15 protein-coding genes are annotated in these 17,646 nt (G+C 51.5%); 13 read left to right on the top strand and 2 right to left on the bottom strand.

All coding sequences use genetic code 11. The features are described from left to right. Positions 1-9 precede the first annotated feature (9 nt). The 10 genes from T458_RS31000 to T458_RS30955 all read left to right on the top strand — a co-directional run bounded on the left by T458_RS31000 (position 10) and on the right by T458_RS30955 (position 13,147). Positions 10-1,083, top strand: a complete 1,074-nt coding sequence (locus T458_RS31000; protein ID WP_023554370.1) for a glycosyltransferase — start codon at positions 10-12, stop codon at positions 1,081-1,083. Positions 1,084-1,095: 12 nt separating this feature from the next. After that, positions 1,096-2,382 carry a UDP-glucose dehydrogenase family protein gene (locus T458_RS30995; protein WP_023554369.1) on the top strand — a complete coding sequence of 429 codons (1,287 nt, stop codon included), beginning with the start codon at positions 1,096-1,098 and terminating at the stop codon, positions 2,380-2,382. 132 nt (positions 2,383-2,514) lie between these two features. Then, positions 2,515-4,323, top strand: a complete 1,809-nt coding sequence (gene pepF, locus T458_RS30990; RefSeq protein ID WP_023554368.1) for an oligoendopeptidase F — start codon at positions 2,515-2,517, stop codon at positions 4,321-4,323. A 176-nt stretch (positions 4,324-4,499) separates the two neighbouring features. Further along, positions 4,500-5,723, top strand: a complete 1,224-nt coding sequence (locus tag T458_RS30985) for an efflux RND transporter periplasmic adaptor subunit (protein WP_023554367.1) — start codon at positions 4,500-4,502, stop codon at positions 5,721-5,723. Between the two features lie 2 nt (positions 5,724-5,725). Then, positions 5,726-8,800: an efflux RND transporter permease subunit gene (locus T458_RS30980; protein WP_023554366.1), complete on the top strand. Its 3,075-nt coding sequence runs from the start codon at positions 5,726-5,728 to the stop codon at positions 8,798-8,800. Between the two features lie 114 nt (positions 8,801-8,914). Continuing rightward, positions 8,915-9,703 (top strand): SDR family oxidoreductase, encoded by a 789-nt coding sequence (locus T458_RS30975; RefSeq protein WP_023554365.1) that lies wholly within the window; start codon positions 8,915-8,917, stop codon positions 9,701-9,703. 41 nt (positions 9,704-9,744) lie between these two features. Beyond that, positions 9,745-10,236, top strand: a complete 492-nt coding sequence (locus tag T458_RS30970) for a YajQ family cyclic di-GMP-binding protein (protein WP_023554364.1) — start codon at positions 9,745-9,747, stop codon at positions 10,234-10,236. A gap of 90 nt (positions 10,237-10,326) precedes the next feature. Beyond that, positions 10,327-10,800 (top strand): hypothetical protein, encoded by a 474-nt coding sequence (locus tag T458_RS30965; RefSeq protein WP_023554363.1) that lies wholly within the window; start codon positions 10,327-10,329, stop codon positions 10,798-10,800. Positions 10,801-10,904: 104 nt separating this feature from the next. Next, the gene (locus T458_RS30960; RefSeq protein ID WP_023554362.1) at positions 10,905-12,563 is read left to right on the top strand and encodes an AMP-binding protein; all 1,659 of its coding nucleotides are present in this window, start codon (positions 10,905-10,907) and stop codon (positions 12,561-12,563) included. A gap of 74 nt (positions 12,564-12,637) precedes the next feature. Continuing rightward, complete coding sequence (locus tag T458_RS30955; RefSeq protein ID WP_023554361.1) at positions 12,638-13,147, top strand: GNAT family N-acetyltransferase; 510 nt, start codon at positions 12,638-12,640, stop codon at positions 13,145-13,147. Between the two features lie 68 nt (positions 13,148-13,215). Here the strand turns inward: T458_RS30955 and leuD are convergent, their stop codons facing one another. Next, a complete protein-coding gene (gene leuD, locus T458_RS30950) occupies positions 13,216-13,800 on the bottom strand; it encodes a 3-isopropylmalate dehydratase small subunit (RefSeq protein ID WP_023554360.1) in 585 nt (194 codons plus the stop codon). Then, on the bottom strand, positions 13,797-15,227 hold the full coding sequence (gene leuC, locus T458_RS30945) for a 3-isopropylmalate dehydratase large subunit (protein ID WP_031305325.1): 1,431 nt from the start codon (positions 15,225-15,227) through the stop codon (positions 13,797-13,799). The genes leuD and leuC overlap by 4 nt, the downstream gene beginning before the upstream one ends. Positions 15,228-15,344: 117 nt before the next feature. Between leuC and T458_RS30940 the strand changes: the two genes are divergently transcribed. The 3 genes from T458_RS30940 to T458_RS30930 all read left to right on the top strand — a co-directional run bounded on the left by T458_RS30940 (position 15,345) and on the right by T458_RS30930 (position 17,598). Then, positions 15,345-16,232, top strand: a complete 888-nt coding sequence (locus tag T458_RS30940; RefSeq protein WP_023554358.1) for a LysR family transcriptional regulator — start codon at positions 15,345-15,347, stop codon at positions 16,230-16,232. Positions 16,233-16,301: 69 nt separating this feature from the next. After that, a complete protein-coding gene (locus T458_RS30935; RefSeq protein WP_023554357.1) occupies positions 16,302-16,649 on the top strand; it encodes a thioredoxin family protein in 348 nt (115 codons plus the stop codon). 28 nt (positions 16,650-16,677) lie between these two features. After that, positions 16,678-17,598, top strand: coding sequence for an RluA family pseudouridine synthase (locus tag T458_RS30930; RefSeq protein WP_023554356.1), 921 nt, complete (start codon positions 16,678-16,680; stop codon positions 17,596-17,598). Positions 17,599-17,646 lie beyond the last annotated feature (48 nt).

Genomic DNA, 17,646 nt, shown 5'->3' with positions numbered 1-17,646 from the left:
GGCCGGGTCATGCAACGTGTCCTCGTATACCGCAGAAAGTTTCTACCTAAGAGCGAAACCTTTATTTACGAGCAATTACTTGGTCACCGCCAGGTCAAACCGATCGTGCTGACACGTGAACGCCAACGGAATAAAAAGCTGTTTCCCTACTCGCCGGTCTACGTTCGCAAGCGTATGACCGGCCTCTCTTCATGGCTGCGCAAAAAGAAAGTCAAGTGTCTGCACGCCCGATTCGGCCCGGCAGGCTTGGAACTTCTCCCCTATGCGCGACGTACCAAGCTTCCTTTGATTACGTCGTTTCACGGCTTTGATGCGACGAAGAGAGTACGGGAGAACCCCGGATATCGTCGTTCGCTGAAACGTCTATTTCGGCAAGGAAAAGCTTTTACCGTGGTAAGCAAGCACATGAAGAAGCGTCTTGTCCGTTTAGGGTGCCCGGAGAAAAAAATAACGCTGATCCGTTCTGGCATCGATTTGCGCAAATTCCCGATGCAGCCGCCTCAAGAGGTTACTAACGGCGAGTATCGGTTATTAAGCGTAGGCCGATTGACAGAAAAAAAAGGGATGGATACGTTAATCAAGGCTTTCAAGCGAGTGAGGGAGCGTTTCCCGCGCGCCAAGCTCGTCATCGTGGGAGATGGAGAAGAACGGAAAAAGCTTCGCAAGCTGGTAAAGAAATACCAAATCGAAAAACAGGTTGTATTTAAAGGGGCTCTGCCTCATATACGGGTCCAAAAGGAGCTCGCACGCTGCCATCTCTTTGTCATAGCTTGCAAAACGGCACGCAACGGCAATCAGGAGGGGATACCCAACGTGCTTATGGAAGCCATGGCTACCGGAAGGCCCGTGATATCTACCTACCATGCAGGAATTCCCGAGTTGATCGAACACAAGGAAAGCGGCTATCTGGTGCCGGAGCGTTCCCCGACCAAGCTGGCGCGCATGATGGAGTATGTCATGGCGTCCAGGGGCGAATGGCCGCAGATTGTCACACGAGCGAGGGAAAAAGTGGAGAAAAACCACGATATAGAAAAGCAGCGAGCCAAGCTGGAAGAGCTCTACCTGCGCGTGATGAAAAAATGACGGGGTGAAGGAATGAAGGTTGCCGTAATCGGTACCGGGTATGTAGGATTGACTACAGCAGTATCCCTTGCAGTAAAGGGGCATGAGGTACTGGGAATCGATGTCGATGCAGCGAAGATCGAACAATTGTCCAACGGGCGATCCCCGATTTATGAACCAGGCTTGGATCAGGTTTTACTGGAGACGCTTGGTCAAGGCAAAATTCGCTTTTCCACCAATCTAGTCGAAGCAAAGGAAGCACAAGTAGTTTTTGTTTGCGTGGGAACACCCGAAACAGAAGATGGCGAAGCGGATCTGCGTTATTTGCACGCAGCCTTGCAGGATATTGCCACGTTGCATAACCATTCTCCCAAAGAGCGGACCTTGGTGATTAAAAGCACTGTACCAGTCGGGACGGGGGACCAGGCGGCCGTTTCATTACGTCACTGCAAGGAACTGCAGGTCGTGTCGAATCCGGAATTTTTACGCGAAGGATGTGCGCTGGAGGATGCCCTGAACCCGTCCCGCATCATTGTGGGGGCAGACAGTGAGGAAGCGATTGCGGTCATGCAAACGCTCTACAGCGGATTGTCGGCTCCATGGGTCATTACGACGCGAGCCAATGCGGAATTGATCAAATACGCCTCGAATGCGTTCCTTGCTGCGCGCATTTCCTTCATGAACGAACTTGCGCGCCTGAGTGCGGTACTCGGAACAGATGTAACCGTCGTCTCCCACGGCATGGGCCTGGACAGCAGGATCGGTTCGCAATTTCTGCGTGCGGGGGTCGGTTTTGGCGGCTCCTGTTTTCCAAAGGATACCATCGCTTTGCTTAAACTGGCGAATCAGCACGGCGTTACACTTTCTCTTCTCGAGAAGGTAAGGGAGGTAAACGCCTCTCAGCCTGTTTGGTTTTTTAATCAGTTGGTAAGTAAAATACCGGATCTGGCAGGGAAACGCATCGCGGTCTTGGGACTCGCATTCAAACCGGACACTGACGATATTCGCGAAGCGCCCGCGCTTCGAATTCTTGCAGAGCTGCAAGCTGCTGGGGCTGTGGTCACGGCATACGATCCCATCGCTGCGAAGGCTGTAGAAGCGTTGTTTCCAGATGTAGAATACGTTACGACGCCTGAGGCAGCATTTGCCGGTGCGCATGCGGCTGTTTTGGTGACCGAGTGGCAAGCGTGTGTCAAGTTGGATTGGAAGCTCATCAAGGAACAGATGGAGCAACCCTTGCTCTTTGATGGCAGAAATGCCTGGCCTCATGATGAGTTGAAGAAAGCGGGCTTCGAATATCTAGGCGTGGGCAAAAGCTGACTCCTCCATTGTGGAAGAGTTGGCTTTTTCGATTTTTCGGTAGGCGATTTTTCATGTCAATTTGAACCAAGAGGGAGAATAGGATACGATACAAGTAGTGAACATCAGTTGAAGCGAAGAGGAGTGATCGACTTGAATAAAAGCAAAACACTGCCGAAACGAAGTGAAGTTCCAGCCGAGCATAAATGGCGATTGGAGGATATTTATCCGACCGACGCAGCTTGGGAAGAGGATCTGCAGAAAGCCAAGAAGCTCGCGGAGGAAATTGCTACCAAGAAAGGTACGCTGGGTCAATCCTCCAAGCATTTGCACGAGGCTCTTACCCTGCAGGACGAATTGCTTCAGACGCTTGATCAGGTATACGTCTATGCCCGCATGAGACGTGATGAAGACAACGCCAACAGCAAGTATCAGGGACTGACAGACCGTGCCACCGCACTCAGTACGCAGGCTTATGGCGCTATTTCTTACATACAGCCAGAGATCCTGGCGATTCCGACGGACACTTTGAAGCAATGGATCCAGCAGGATGAGGGCTTGGCTCATTACCGCATTATGCTGGACGAAATTACGCGCTTCAAGCCTCACACGCTATCCGCAGAGGAAGAAGCTCTGCTGGCCAATATGAGTGAAGTGGCATCTGCTCCCTCCAAGATTTTCGGAATGCTGAACAATGCCGACCTCAAGTTCCCGATGATTACCGATGAGAACGGGGAAGAAGTGGAGCTGACCAAGGGACGTTATACCCATTTTATGGAAAGCAAAGATCGCCGCGTGCGCAAGGAAGCGTTCGAAGCGTTGTACAGCACGTACGGCAAGTTCCGCAACACGATTGCTGCCTCCCTGACTTCCTCGGTCAAAGCGGATGTCTTCTACGCTCGTACGCGCAAGTATCCGTCTGCGCTCTATTCCGCCTTGTTCGCCGACAATGTGGACATCTCGGTATACGACAATCTGATCGCAACCATCCGCGAGCATTTGCCCTTGATGCACCGGTATATCTCGCTGCGCAAAAAGGCTCTTGGCGTTGACGAATTGCATATGTACGATCTCTATGTCCCGATTGTTCCGGAAGTGGACATGAAGATCCCGTATGACCAAGCTGTGCAAACCATCAAAGAAGCCCTGCATCCTCTCGGGGAAGACTATGGAAAAGTGCTGGAAGAAGGCTTTACGGGGGGCTGGATTGACGTCCACGAGAATGAAGGCAAAACAAGCGGGGCTTATTCCTGGGGAGCTTATACGACTCATCCGTTCGTCCTGATGAACTACCAGGACAACGTGAACAATATGTTTACGCTGGCCCATGAGATGGGGCATGCGCTGCACAGCTATTACTCGAACAAAAATCAGCCCTACACTTATGCAGACTATAAAATATTTGTTGCGGAAGTAGCCTCTACCGTGAATGAGGCCCTCCTGATGAATCATTTGCTGGAGACGACAAATGATAAGCACCAGCGGATGTACCTGATCAACTACTATCTGGAGCAATTCCGGGGGACCGTATTCCGTCAGACGATGTTTGCGGAGTTTGAGAAAATCGTCCACGCCAAGGAAGAGGCGGGAGAACCGCTCACGGCAGACAGCCTCAACGAAATCTATCGCGAGCTGAACGTCGCGTATCATGGACCTGAGATGGTCATTGATAAAGAAATCGAACTGGAATGGGAACGAATCCCGCATTTTTACCGCCATTTCTACGTGTACAAATACGCCACCGGGTTCTCGGCGGCCACATCGCTCTCCAAACAGATTCTGGAGGAAGGACAGCCAGCAGTGGAACGCTATCTTCAGTTTTTAAAAGGCGGAAGTTCAGATTTCCCGCTCAATCTGCTGAAAAACGCGGGTGTGGATATGACATCGCCAGAACCGATCCGCGAAGCCTTGGCTGTCTTCAAAGCGTTGATAGAAGAGTTGGAACAACTAATGGGACAATAAAATAGTCATGGAACGAACAGTCGGAGCTTGTGCTCCGGCTGTTTTTTATTAGCAAGATATGATTGACCTCCGTCTTGAGGAGGAGAGAAAGTTCCAACCCTTGACTGTTTGGGAGGGAGGGAAAAACTGGCACAATAACGCAAGGGAAAGATTGTAAGTCAATTGGAGGAATAATCGTGAAAAAACAAGCGGCATTCATTCTTGCGTCACTCATGCTTGTGACCGCAGGTTGCAGTCAAGATCAGCCCGAAGCGGCCAGCCAGGAGATTGTAAAAGCAAAAGTAGTGGAAGTAGTGACTGTAAAACCTCAGACTGATTCGGTTCTCTTGCAATTGACGGGGATCATGGAAGCGAAGAGGGATGCAGTTCTGCCATTTGGTACAGGAGGGACGATCGCTTCCATCGGTGCGGTCAAAGGAGCGCATATCGCACAGGGGCAGCTATTGGCTACTTTGGATACGCGCTATTACCAAAAGGAAGTGGAGGCAGCCGCAAGTCAAGTAACGGAAGCGGCGGCTCGGAAAAGCAAGACGTTGAAGGGTGCAAACGAAGAGGCAATCGAGCAGCAGCAATTGCAGGTGACAAACGCGCAAAACCAATTGGCAAAAGCAAGAGAAGATGTAGAAGTAGGGGCAAGACTATTGGCGGGAGGGGCAATCTCGCAAAGTGAAATGGATGAACGCAAACGCGCCTTGACGAGCGCAGAAATCGGAGCGAGAAATGCGCAATTGGCGCTGGATTCCTTGCGTCGGGCAGCCGAACCAGAGGACGTAGCGATCGCGAATGCTTCGATCACACAAGCGGCTAGTCAGGTAGAGCGGGCGAAAAAAAGCATCGATGACGCTAGGATTGAGGCTCCTTTTGCCGGGACTGTTGTGGACATCTACAAGCAGATCGGTGAGCAGGTATCGCCAGGTGAACAGATGATCCATCTGGTTGACCTGTCCGAGATCAAAGTAACCCTGGATGTGACGAATGACGAGATCGGGCTCTTCGGCAAAGATTCGAAGGTTCAGGTGGCATCGCAGGACGGGAAGACGGGTGAGGGGAATGTGACCTTCGTCGCACCGGTCATGGATAAGCAGACAGGAAAATACCGTGTCGAAGTGACTGTCGCCAACCCGGATGAATCCTGGCGCGGGGGTATGATGGCAACAGTGAAGGTGCCACGCAAGATCGCTGGATTCCTCGTGCCGCTGGAAAGTGTGGGAGTCAGTCAAGCGAATCACTATGTGATGGCGGTTGTCGATGGCAGCACGGTAAAAAAGGAAGTGAAGACAGGCCAATTGGTCGATGATCAAATCGAGATTCTGTCCGGCGTCTCAGCCGGGGACCAGCTCCTGAAGAGCGGCATTACCTTTTATGTAGAGGGACAAAAAGTGGAGGCGAAAGGGGAATAAGCATGATTCGGATGATTCTCTTTTTGCTGAAACGTCGTCTCATCGTCTACCTGATCACGTTCTTGATCGTGCTAGCCGGTATGGGCTCGTTGTTCAGCTTCAATATTGAATTGGTGCCAAAATCCAATTTTCCTTGGGTAAATGTCTCTGTGAATGGCGGGGCTTTGCCACCGGAAGAAATGGAAGAAAAAGTAACGAGAAAAATTGAGCAGGAACTCAAATCGATCAACGGAATCAAGGAATTTTCCTCCAAAACGAGTACAGGCAATTCTTCTATCCAAATCATCGCGGAGGAAGGTCAGGGGGAGCAGGTCAAACAGGAAGTGCAAAATGCCGTGAATCGGCTGCGAAATGACTTTCCCAAAGATGTGGACCGAGTCAATGTCAGCCAGGACAATCTTGGCGACGATGCTCTGGTTGATTATGCCCTTGTCGGTGCTGATCCGCAAGCGCTGCTCAGTCTGTCCAAGACGGCGATCAAGGATCGCATCGAAGCTGTGCCAGGTGTAAAGGAAGTAGTGGTATCGGACCGCAGCTTTGAGAATAAGATCGCAGTCACTCTCTTGCCCGAGCGTCTGAACGCCTATCAAACGACACCGGCTCAAGTCATCGGTCAACTGCAGCAAACCAACTGGAAACAAGCAGTGGGGACTTTGGAAAACAGCGGTTTTGATACCGTCGTGATGATCGACCATTCTTACAGTACCGTGCAGGAGATGAAACAGCTCGTTATCGACACACCCAAAGGAGCCGTTTCTTTGGACCAATTGGCAACCCTTGAGGATCTGCGCGGTCAAGTGAAAGATTCGGTCGCTCTTACCAATGGCGGGGTGTTCATCTATTTGTCTGTCAAACGTTCAGAGGGCAGCGACTTGATCAGCACACAAGCAAAGGTAGAGGAAGTCGTCAAGGAAATCAATGCGGAAGCAAGCGGTCAGTATGAGATAAAAGTTATGGTGGAGGCCGTCTCCTATATTCAGCATGCGGTCAGCAATTTGAGCCGTGAATTGATGGTTGGAGGCTCACTGGCGATCATCATCTTGTTCCTCTTCCTGCGTAACTGGCGTGTGACACTCGTGATCGCTACCACATTGCCGCTGTCAGCACTAATGACGTTCATTGCGATGAAAATTGGCGGCTATAACATCGATATGGTTACGTTGATCTCGCTCAGCCTGTCAGTGGGATTGATCGTGGATGCGGCAATTGTAGTACTGGAGAGCATTTATCATTTCCGGGAAAAAGGAGAGCCGCTGTCTGAGGCGATCGTAAAAGGGACTCGTGAGGTGCTGACGCCCGTCTTTACTTCCCAATTGACGATCATCGTCGTCTTTTTGCCACTGATGTTTGCGGATTTTGAGGACTGGTTGAAGCCGATTCTGGCGACTATTGCCTTTACGGTGACTTCTGCGATTATCGCATCTACCGTGGCTGCCTTTTTCTTCGTCCCTGTATTCTCGGAGCGCTTTTTGCAAAAAGACAAAAAAGTCTCCCTGGAGGGAAGCGGCAAGGATCATCTCATCGTCAGATCCTTCCAGCGTCTGTTGAAATTTGCCCTTCGCCATCGGGTTAAGACGGTGATCGCAGCCGTTGCGCTTCTGCTTGCATCAGGCTTTTTGATGCCGTTCATGAAGTTGGGCCAGGGTATGGATGTCAATGAAAACATCGTGTTTGCGCAAATTACCATGCCGAAGGGCTCTTCTTTGGAATCGACGCAGCGGGCATCCATGGATGCAGAGCAGCAGCTGCGCCAATTGGCAGAAGTGAAGGATGTCTTCTTCTTCGCGAATAAAAGCTCATCTGAGATTTTTATTCTGCTGAAAGGAAAGAAAGAGCGAGAGCGGGGCAAGGAGGAATTGACGCAAGAAATCAACGAGCGGCTCAAGTCTGTCCCGGGAATCGAGAATATTACAACCGCTTTCGGCGGGCAAGGGACGCAAGCGCCGATCCAGTTGGACATAAAAGGGGACGACATGGATCAGATGGCCGGGATCGCCAAAGAAGTCGAGGCCATGCTGGCAAGCATCGAAGGTGTGAACAACATCCGCAACGATTTAGAGGAAGGAAAAGAAAAGGTCACGTTGGTTCCCCGACAGGAGGCCTTGGCTCGTTTTGACGTGGATCATCGCTCTTTGCTGCAGCAGATCAGCATGATGCTGGGAACGCAAGCGATTACCGTCATTTCAAAAGACGGCTTGGATGTAGACGTCGTCGCGAGAATGCCGGAGAATTGGTTGAAGCATCCGGAGCAATTGCGCCAGGTCATGGTATCCTCTAATCAGGGAGCACAGGTTCCTTTGATCGAGCTGGTGGATATCAAGTACAGCAAATCGCCTGTCGTCATCGTCCGGGATCAGGGAGAGCGCAAAGTGACGGTCTTCGCAGAAATGCTCGGGACAGATCTTGGGACAGTAGGACGCGAGGTTGCCGCAAAAATGCCGGGGTTGGCGATTCCAGCGGGGTATCAGGTCGAAATTGCAGGGAAACTGAAGGAACAGAGCGCCAATATGACCCAAGCTCTCTTGGTTTTTGTAGGTGTACTCGCTTTGATCTACGTCATTATGGTCGCGCAGTTTAGCCGAATTTCCCAGCCCTTGATCATCCTTCTGACCATCCCGATGGCCTTGGTAGGTGTAGTCATCGGATTCGTCCTCACGCAGCGTATTTTTGGAGAGATGGCGATGATCGGGATGATCATGCTGATCGGGATTGTCGTCTCCAACGCCATTTTGCTGATCGACCGAATCAATCTCTTGCGGGAGCGGGGCATGCCATTGTCAGAAGCCATTATCCAGGGAACGAAAGACAGGGTCCGACCAGTCATCATGACCAAGCTGACAGCGATCCTCGGCATGTTTCCAATGGCAATGGCTGTGGCAGAAGGATCCGATCTCGAGGCACCCTTGGCGACAGCAGTCATTTCCGGCTTGATTTTCCATACGATGGTGACCCTGATCCTGGTGCCGGTCTTGTACTCCTTGTTCGAGGGGGCAAAAGAAAAAAGACTCGCGCGCAGAGAGGCCCGAAAAGCTGCAAAACAAGCTGCTGCAGAGGCGGCCATCGGAATCAAGTTATAAAACCCAATAAAGGGGGAGGGGAAGTGCGTTTTCCCCTCTCTTTATCTTTTCGTTCTTCAGAAAGTTCTGTAGAATGGAGGGAAACATGGCTTATGATGAAAAGGGGTATGTTACATGGATTTGCAATTAAAAGGAAGAACGGCGATCGTACTGGCTTCCAGCAAGGGATTGGGCAAGGCCACAGCTCGTAGTCTGGCACAGGAGGGCGCGAATGTAACCGTCTGCGGCCGCGATGAAGCAGCTCTCGCTTTGGTCAAAGCCGAATTGCAGCAACTGACTGGCGAAGAGCCTCTGTCGGTCGTAGCGGATGTTACTCAGGCAAATGACATTGCGCGCATTGTGGACGAGACAGTCGCACGCTTTGGCGGAGTAGACATCTTGGTCAATAATTCTGGCGGTCCGACTCCTGGAAACTTTGACCACCTCACGGACGAACACTGGATCAAAGCATTTGAGCTGAATCTGCTAAGTTATGTTCGGGCGATCCGCGCCGTCCTGCCGCATATGCGGGCCAAGCAGTTCGGACGTATTATCAACTTTACTTCTTCCTCGATCAAGCAACCGTTGGAAAATCTGATCCTCTCCAATACCTTCCGTACAGGAGTTGTCGGTTTGGCAAAATCCCTGTCAACAGAGCTTGGTCCAGATGGAATCCTCATCAATACGATCGGTCCGGGCCGGATAGCGACGGACCGGGTAGCCCAATTAGACCAAAATCAAGCGGAACGGACCCAAATGACTGTGGAAGAAGTTCGGACCAAGGAGGAGGCCTTGATACCGGTGGGACGTTATGGTCAGCCAGATGAATTCGCGCGCATGGTCACCTTCCTTGCCTCTCCTGCCAACAGTTATGTGACAGGGCAGGCTATACTGGTCGACGGCGGGCTGGTCAAAGCTTTGTAATTTGTCAAAACCACTGGTATGAGCGGAAAGGAGCCAATCGTATGAGCAAGGAAAATTCATTCGATATCGTTTCCAAGGTAGATTTGTCGGAAGTAACCAATGCGATTCATACGGCACTCAAAGAGATCGAGAACCGCTTTGATTTCAAAGGGAGCAAAAGCAGCATCTCCTTGGAGAAGGAAGAGATTGTGCTGGTTTCAGACGATGAGTTCAAACTGGGGCAGGTAAAGGACATCCTGATCGGCAAACTAGTGAAGCGCGATGTCCCGATCAAAAATCTTGACTACGGGAAAATCGAGCCTGCGGCGGGGGGAACGGTCCGTCAACGTGTCAAACTGGTGCAGGGCATTGACAAGGAAAATGCAAAACGAATCACCACGATCATCAAGGATGCTGGTCTGAAAGTGAAAACCCAGATCCAGGATGACCAGCTTCGCGTCACAGGCAAAAGCAGGGATGAGCTGCAGATGATCATTGCGGCGATCCGTAAAGCTGACCTGCCGCTGGACGTGCAGTTCATCAATTACCGCTAAAACCAGAAAAACTTTTACTTCTAACCTCTCTTCTTTTCGCGTATGCATGTACAAAGTAATGACAAGCACTGTGAAAGGGAGAGTAGAGACATGAAGGTCTTTATAATCAGTATGCGCAACCTCATTCTGGGTGGCATCGTTTTCCTGATTGTCCTGGTAGCAGGGATCATGCTGCTGGTGAAGGATCCGTTGAACGTGTCCGACTCCTACCGTCCTGGGGGAGAAAGCGTCCCTGCCTCTGCCGCGCCGGTGAACAAACCCGTCGGTTCGGAAAAGCCATCCTTGAATCTGGACATTCAGGTGGATGGAACGACAGCAGAAGTATCGCTGCTTACACAGAACTTTGAATTTGTCGAAGAAGACGGCGAAATGAGCATGGATCCGGTATATGGAGAAGGCCACGCGCATCTCTACCTGAATGGAGAAGCGAAGGGCATGATCTACCAACCAGAATTTCTCTTGAAAAAATTGCCCAAGGGTGAGCATGAATTGCGTGTCGAGCTAAATTACAGCAATCATCTCCCTTACAAGGTAGAAGCAGTCAAAAAATTCGTCGTGAAGTAAGAGGCAAGCGTTCCGATCGGGGGACGCTTTTCTTTTTTTGCTGTAGAAGGAATATATTGGAGGAAGGAAGAAATTCTACTCGAAAAATGAGTGGGGGTGTCTGCATGCTTCGTAGCATTACAATTGGCGATTTGCTAGATGAGACAGCAGGAAATTACCCGCAAAAAGAAGCTTTGGTCTACCAGGAACGAGGTCTGCGTTATTCCTTTGAGAAATTTCGGGAGCTGTGCAATCAGGTGGCGAGGGGGCTGATGTCGCTTGGCATCCAGAAAGGGGAGCACGTCGCAATTTGGGCCACCAATGTGCCGGAATGGGTGATCAGTCAATTTGCGACTGCCAAGATGGGCGCGGTGCTGGTGACAGTCAATACCAGCTATCGGGCGCATGAGCTGGAGTACCTTCTTCAACAGTCCGAGTCGACGACGCTTTTGCTTATCGATGGCTACCGAGACGCCAGCTATTTACAGATGATTCAGGATATTTGTCCCGAGCTTGCCACGAGTCAGCCGGGGGAACTCGTATCCAAACGTCTGCCTCATTTGAAAAATGTGATTTATTTGGGAGACGAGCGTCAGCCAGGGATGTTCCTCTGGAAGGATCTGGTGGAGCTGGCAGCCTCGATAGATGAGGAGGCTCTCTTACAAAGACAGCAATCGCTGGGGCCGGATGACGTAATCAATATGCAGTACACGTCCGGCACCACGGGCTTCCCCAAAGGGGTTATGCTTTCCCATTACAACATCGTCAACAATGCGATCAAGGTCGCCGAATGCCAGGGGTTGGGTCTGGAGGATCGGGTGTGCATCCCGGTGCCTTTCTTCCACTGCTTCGGCTGTGTGATGGGTACGCTGGCATGCGTCGCTACAGGTGCGACGATGGTTCCGGTCATCTCTTTTGATCCCGGACTGGTTCTTTCCGTGGTGGAAAACGAGCGCTGCACGGCCTTGTACGGTGTTCCCACCATGTTTATCGCGGAATTGAATCACCCGTCATTCGCGACGCGAGACCTAAGCTCCCTGAGAACGGGCATCATGGCTGGTTCCCCATGTCCGATGGAAGTGATGAAGAATGTCATCGAGAAAATGGGTATCCGAGATATTACGATCGCCTATGGGCAGACAGAATCCTCTCCCGTTTTTACCCAAACCCGGCCTGAAGATACAATCGAGCGCAGGGTGTCTACTGTGGGACGCGCGCATGAAGGAGTAGAGGTAAAAATCATAGATCCGGCTACGGGAGAGACGGTTCCACCTCATGTGCAGGGGGAACTATGCACGCGGGGCTACCTGGTGATGAAGGGCTATTACAATATGCCAGAGCAGACCAGGATGGTCATCGACGAAGAGGGGTGGCTGCATACCGGGGATCTTGCCACAGTAGATGAGGAAGGCTACTACCGGATAACAGGACGTCTCAAAGACATGATCATTCGCGGTGGAGAAAACATTTATCCGCGTGAGATCGAGGAGTTCCTCTACTCGCACCCCAAGATCCTCGACGTACAGGTCGTCGGGGTGCCGGACAGCACCTATGGAGAGCAAGTCTTGGCCTGCATCCGGGTCAAACCGGAGGAGACGTTGACAGCGGAAGAGGTCAAGGCGTATTGTGACGGGAAGATCGCACGCTTTAAAATTCCGTATTACATCCAATTCGTCGAGGAATATCCGATGACGGCTTCTGGCAAAATCCAAAAGTTCAAGCTGCGTGAACAAGCGATCCAGAGCTTTGGGTTGGAATCCCGTAGTGAAACCGAAACTGCTTGATCGACGAGCGCACTTTACAATCTAGCGTTCCTCTACTATGATGGTGGGAAAAGCAGGAAGAGGGTCAACTAGAGATGCAGATTCGCTTGTTGAATCCGGATGATGCGAAAGCCTTGGCTGCGATTCGTCTGGAAGCCTTGGAGCAGGAACCCTATGCATTTGGAGCCAGTCTGGAAGAAGAGAAAAACCGCAGCTTGGAAGAATGGCAGGCGAGACTCGCAGAATCCAATCGTGAGGAGAGCGGGTATATCGGGGCCTTTGATGCCGGTGAGATGATCGGCTTGATCGGTTACTTTCGACACAAGGGTGCGAAGGTAAGGCATAAAGCATCCATTGTTTCTATGTATGTGAAAAATGCACATCGCGGGACGGGCGTGGCGGGGCAATTGATGCAAGCCGCTCTATCACATCTGCAAGCATTCGGCGACATCGATCAGGTCCAGTTGGCAGTGGTTACCGCGAACGAATCAGCGAAGCGATTCTACGAGAAAATGGGCTTTGCACCGTATGGCTTAGAGAAAAGGGCGCTGAAGATCGGGGATATCTACGTCGACGAGGCACATATGTACATGATGTTCGAGTAGCAATAAGCGAAAAAAAGCGAAGGCATGCAAGCAGCAATGCCTTCGCCTTTTCACGTAACTCGCAATGATTAGCGGCGAGCCTCGTAAGCAGCAATTTTGTCTTCGTATTGCAGGGTGATGCCAATGTCATCAAGACCATTGAGCAAGCAGTAACGGCGGTAAGCATCCACCTCAAACGGATAGGAGAGGCCATCGTTGTCTTTGACCACTTGCTCTTGCAAGTCAATGGTCAATTGATAGTTTTCCTTTCCTTGGGCGCGCTTGAACAGTTCATCGACTTGTTCTTCGCTCAGCTTGATCGGCAGGATGCCGTTTTTAAAGCAGTTGTTGTAAAAAATGTCGGCAAACGACGGTGCGATGATCGCACGGAAGCCGTAGTCGAGCAGGGCCCATGGAGCGTGCTCTCGGGAGGAGCCGCAGCCGAAGTTATTGCGGGCAAGCAGTACGGTAGCATCCTTGTACGCAGGCGTGTTCAAAATGAAGGAGTCGATTGGGCTGCCGTCAACCTCAAAGCGCCATTCGTAAAAGAGGAATTGGCCGAAGCCGCTGCGTTCAATCCGTTTCAAAAACTGTTTGGGGATGATGGCGTCCGTATCTACGTTTACACGGTCGAGCGGGGCTGCCACTCCGGTGTGGATGACAAATGGATTCATTGGAATACCTCCTTGCTAGCGTTCTCGCGTTTCCATTCACGTACATCGACGAAATGTCCAGCAATTGCTGCCGCTGCTGCCATTTCCGGGCTGACCAGGTGAGTACGTCCTCCACGTCCTTGACGGCCTTCAAAGTTGCGGTTGGAAGTGGAAGCGCAACGCTCGCCTTCGGACAGGATATCTGGGTTCATCGCAAGACACATGGAGCATCCCGATTCGCGCCAGTCAAAGCCAGCTTCCTGGAAGATGAGATGCAAGCCTTCCTGCTCCGCTATCTGTTTTACCAATTGTGAGCCGGGAACGACCATCGCATGTACAGAAGGGGCGACTTTGCGTCCTTTGGCAACTTCCGCCGCTTTTCTCAGGTCTTCGATCCGGCCGTTGGTACAGGAGCCGATGAAGACGCGGTCGATTTTGATTTCGCTCATTGGCGTGCCTGGAGTCAGCCCCATGTAGGCGAGAGCGTCTTGGGCAGCCTTGCGTTGGTTTGCTGTTTCAAAGGATTCAGGTGCTGGGACGGTTTTGGTAATATCCGTACCCATCCCTGGGCTGGTTCCCCAGGTTACTTGTGGAGCGATCTCAGAAGCTTCGATTTCGACGACTGTATCGTACGTAGCTCCTTCATCTGTAACAAGCTGCTTCCAAGCCTCAACAGCTGCGAGGAAGTCTTCGCCTTGAGGAGCATAGCGCTTGCCTTTCAAATAGTCGAAGGTGGTTTGGTCCGGCGCAATCAGACCTGCGCGGGCACCGCCCTCAATGGTCATGTTGCAGACTGTCATCCGCTCTTCCATAGTGAGCTTGCGGATGGCTTCACCGGTATACTCGATGACATAGCCAGTAGCGAAGTCTGTTCCGTATTTTGCGATGATCGCTAAAATTAAGTCTTTTGCACTGACGCCAAAAGGCAAATCGCCATTCACGCGAACTTCCATCGTTTTCGGTTTGGATTGCTGCAGGCACTGGGTAGCCAGCACATGCTCCACTTCACTCGTACCGATACCAAAGGCGAGGGCTCCAAATGCGCCATGCGTAGAGGTGTGGCTGTCGCCGCATACAATCGTCTTGCCAGGCGTGGTCAATCCCAATTCAGGTCCGATGACGTGAACGATCCCTTGATCCGGGCTGTTCAAATCCGCGAGGGTGATGCCGAATTCTTCGCAGTTTTGCGTAAGTGTCTCCATTTGTTGACGGGAGATCGGGTCTTTCACATTGAAGCGGTCTGCGGTTGGAACGTTGTGGTCCATTGTGGCGAAGGTCAGGTCAGGGCGGCGCACTTTGCGGCCGGCGAGACGAAGGCCTTCAAAAGCTTGTGGCGAGGTTACTTCATGAACCAGGTGCAGGTCAATGTACAAAAGGCTTGGTTTGCCTGCCTCTTCGTGGATGACATGATTTTGCCAAATTTTTTCAAACATCGTGCGGGGTTTCATCATTCTTTTTCCTCCTTCGTGCGAAAAACTCTTATCAAGGTTGTATCATGGCAATGAAAATAGATCAAAGATATAATAATTATGAGATGGATAGCTTTTGCCTATCAGGAGGTTTTTATGGAGTTACGACAAGTCCGTTATGTACTGGCAGTTGCGGAAGAACGCAGTTTTTCTCGCGCAGCGAATCGTTTGCACCTTGCCCAGCCATCCTTGAGCCAACAGATCGCCAAACTGGAAAAGCTGCTGGGGGTGACATTGTTTCATCGTTTGCCGCAGCATGTTGAGCTGACGGATGCGGGTCAACGCTTTGTACAAGTTGCGCAAACCCTCGTGGACATGTCGGAAGGCTTGGAGCGTGAAATGCGTTCCTATGCGGTGGGAGAAAGCGGAAAGCTCATGGTCGGCAGCTTGCCGATCACCGGGGCGTATGTGCTGCCGCATGTCATCTCGGCCTTTACCAAGCGTTTTCCGGGGGTAGAGCTGCAATTGGTAGAGGATACCTCAAGCCACCTGGAGCAATTGCTGGTCAGAGGCAAAATTGATGTCAGTCTTCTGACGATGCCGATCGGCGATCCGTCGATTGAGACCATTCCCGCGATCAATGAGGAGATCTTCCTTGCCTTGCCGCCGCAGCATCCGCTGGCAAAGCGAAAAGAGATCGATCTCGCAGAAGTAGCAGATCAACCGTTTATATTATTGAAAGAAGGGCAAGGCTTTCGCACCATTTCTTTGCGCTTGTGCGAATTAGCCGGGTTTCGCCCGCGCATCGTCTTTGAAAGCAGCAACATCCAGACGGTGCAATCTCTAGTGTCGGCAGGAATGGGGCTGTCTTTTGCTCCGAAAATGATCGCTCTTGCGCCCGGATCTGCGGAGCCGCCTGTCTATGTGCCGCTTACGTCGAAACCAAGCCGTACGCTCGTGGTCGCATATCGCAAAGACAGACCTTTGTCCAAACCTGCCGAGGCCTTTGTCCGGATATTGGTCGAAAAAGGAGAAACGATATAAATTCCTTTGCGGCAACAAGAACAGAGTTGTGCTACACTATTGCCAAATCTTTCACTGGAGGGAAACAGCATGAGAGAAATCAAAACGGAAGCGGAATTTGACCAAGTGATTACAGGGGAGAAGCCTGTGATAGTGAAATTTTTTACCGATTGGTGCCCGGATTGTCACCGGATCGATCCGTTCATGCCCGAAGTAGAGAAGGCCTATGCGGACAAATTGGATATGGTCGAGATCAATCGCGATACTTTGCCGGAATTGTCCCAGCGGTTGGATGTATTCGGCATCCCCAGCTTCATCGCATTCTACAAGGGTCAAGAAGTGGTGCGCTTTGTCAGCAAATTAGGCAAAAGCCGCGAAGAAATCGAGCGTTTCCTCGATCGCGCTGTACAGGTGAGCGAGGGATTGGCGCAATCGTAAAAACCGCAAGCGAGAGGGTTGTAGAAAGATGCGGGAAATGCAAAAAGACGGTGAGTGGCTCGTAACGAGATTGCTTGAGAGCGACACACACCATCCTCTGGGGAACCTGCTGCGCGAGGATTGGAAACTGCCGCGCAAGCAGGTCCATCTTTTGTTTCAGCATAAAGACATTTTGGTAAACGGTTTGCCGGTTGCCCAACATGCAAAAGGAGAAGCCGGGCAAGAGCTTCGGCTCCGGGTCTGTCTGCCGGAGCCATTTGGCGTAGAACCCGTTACCGAACCACTAGATGTACGGTACGAGGACGATCATCTACTAGTAGTGAACAAGTCTGCTGGTGTGCTCCTTCACCCGACGGAAAAGCACCATCGGCATACCCTGGATCATCTGGTGGCTGGCCATTTCGCGCGAACGGGCGTACAAAGCAAAGTGCGTCATGTGCACCGGCTTGATCAGGATACATCTGGCGTTGTCCTTTACGCCAAGCATGCTTGGGCCGCTGCCTTGCTGGATGAATTGCTGCGTGAGCGACAGATCAGGCGGACGTATTTGGCTTTTGTCCAGGGGAGTATGAAAACAGCCCGCGGAACAATCAACGAGCCGATTGGACGAGACCGCAATCACCCTACGCGAAGAAGGGTAACGCCATCTGGAGAAGCGGCGATCACCCATTATCAGGTGCTCGATCGCTATGATGGCGTCACACTGATCGAATGCTCCCTGGAGACAGGAAGAACCCATCAGATTCGTGTTCATCTCCGTCATATCGGTCATCCGTTGCTGGGAGACGCACTATACGGCGGGAAGAAGATGCTCATTGCTCGACAAGCACTGCATGCTGCACGTCTGCAATTCACGCATCCTTTTGGCGGGCAGCTCGTCACCGTAGATGTACCGCTGCCAACAGACTTGCAAGCTTTGCAAAATAAGCTGGAGGAAGTGCCAAACTAGTCTTTGGTGAATAAACTGCTGCCAGGAAGGTCACGAGGGAGGGTGGTC

It is taken from the genome of Brevibacillus panacihumi W25 (assembly GCF_000503775.1).
Taxonomy (GTDB): Bacteria; Bacillota; Bacilli; order Brevibacillales; family Brevibacillaceae; genus Brevibacillus; species Brevibacillus panacihumi_A.
Note: the sequence above shows the minus strand (reverse complement) of the source record. Positions and strands in the feature narration are given on the sequence as shown.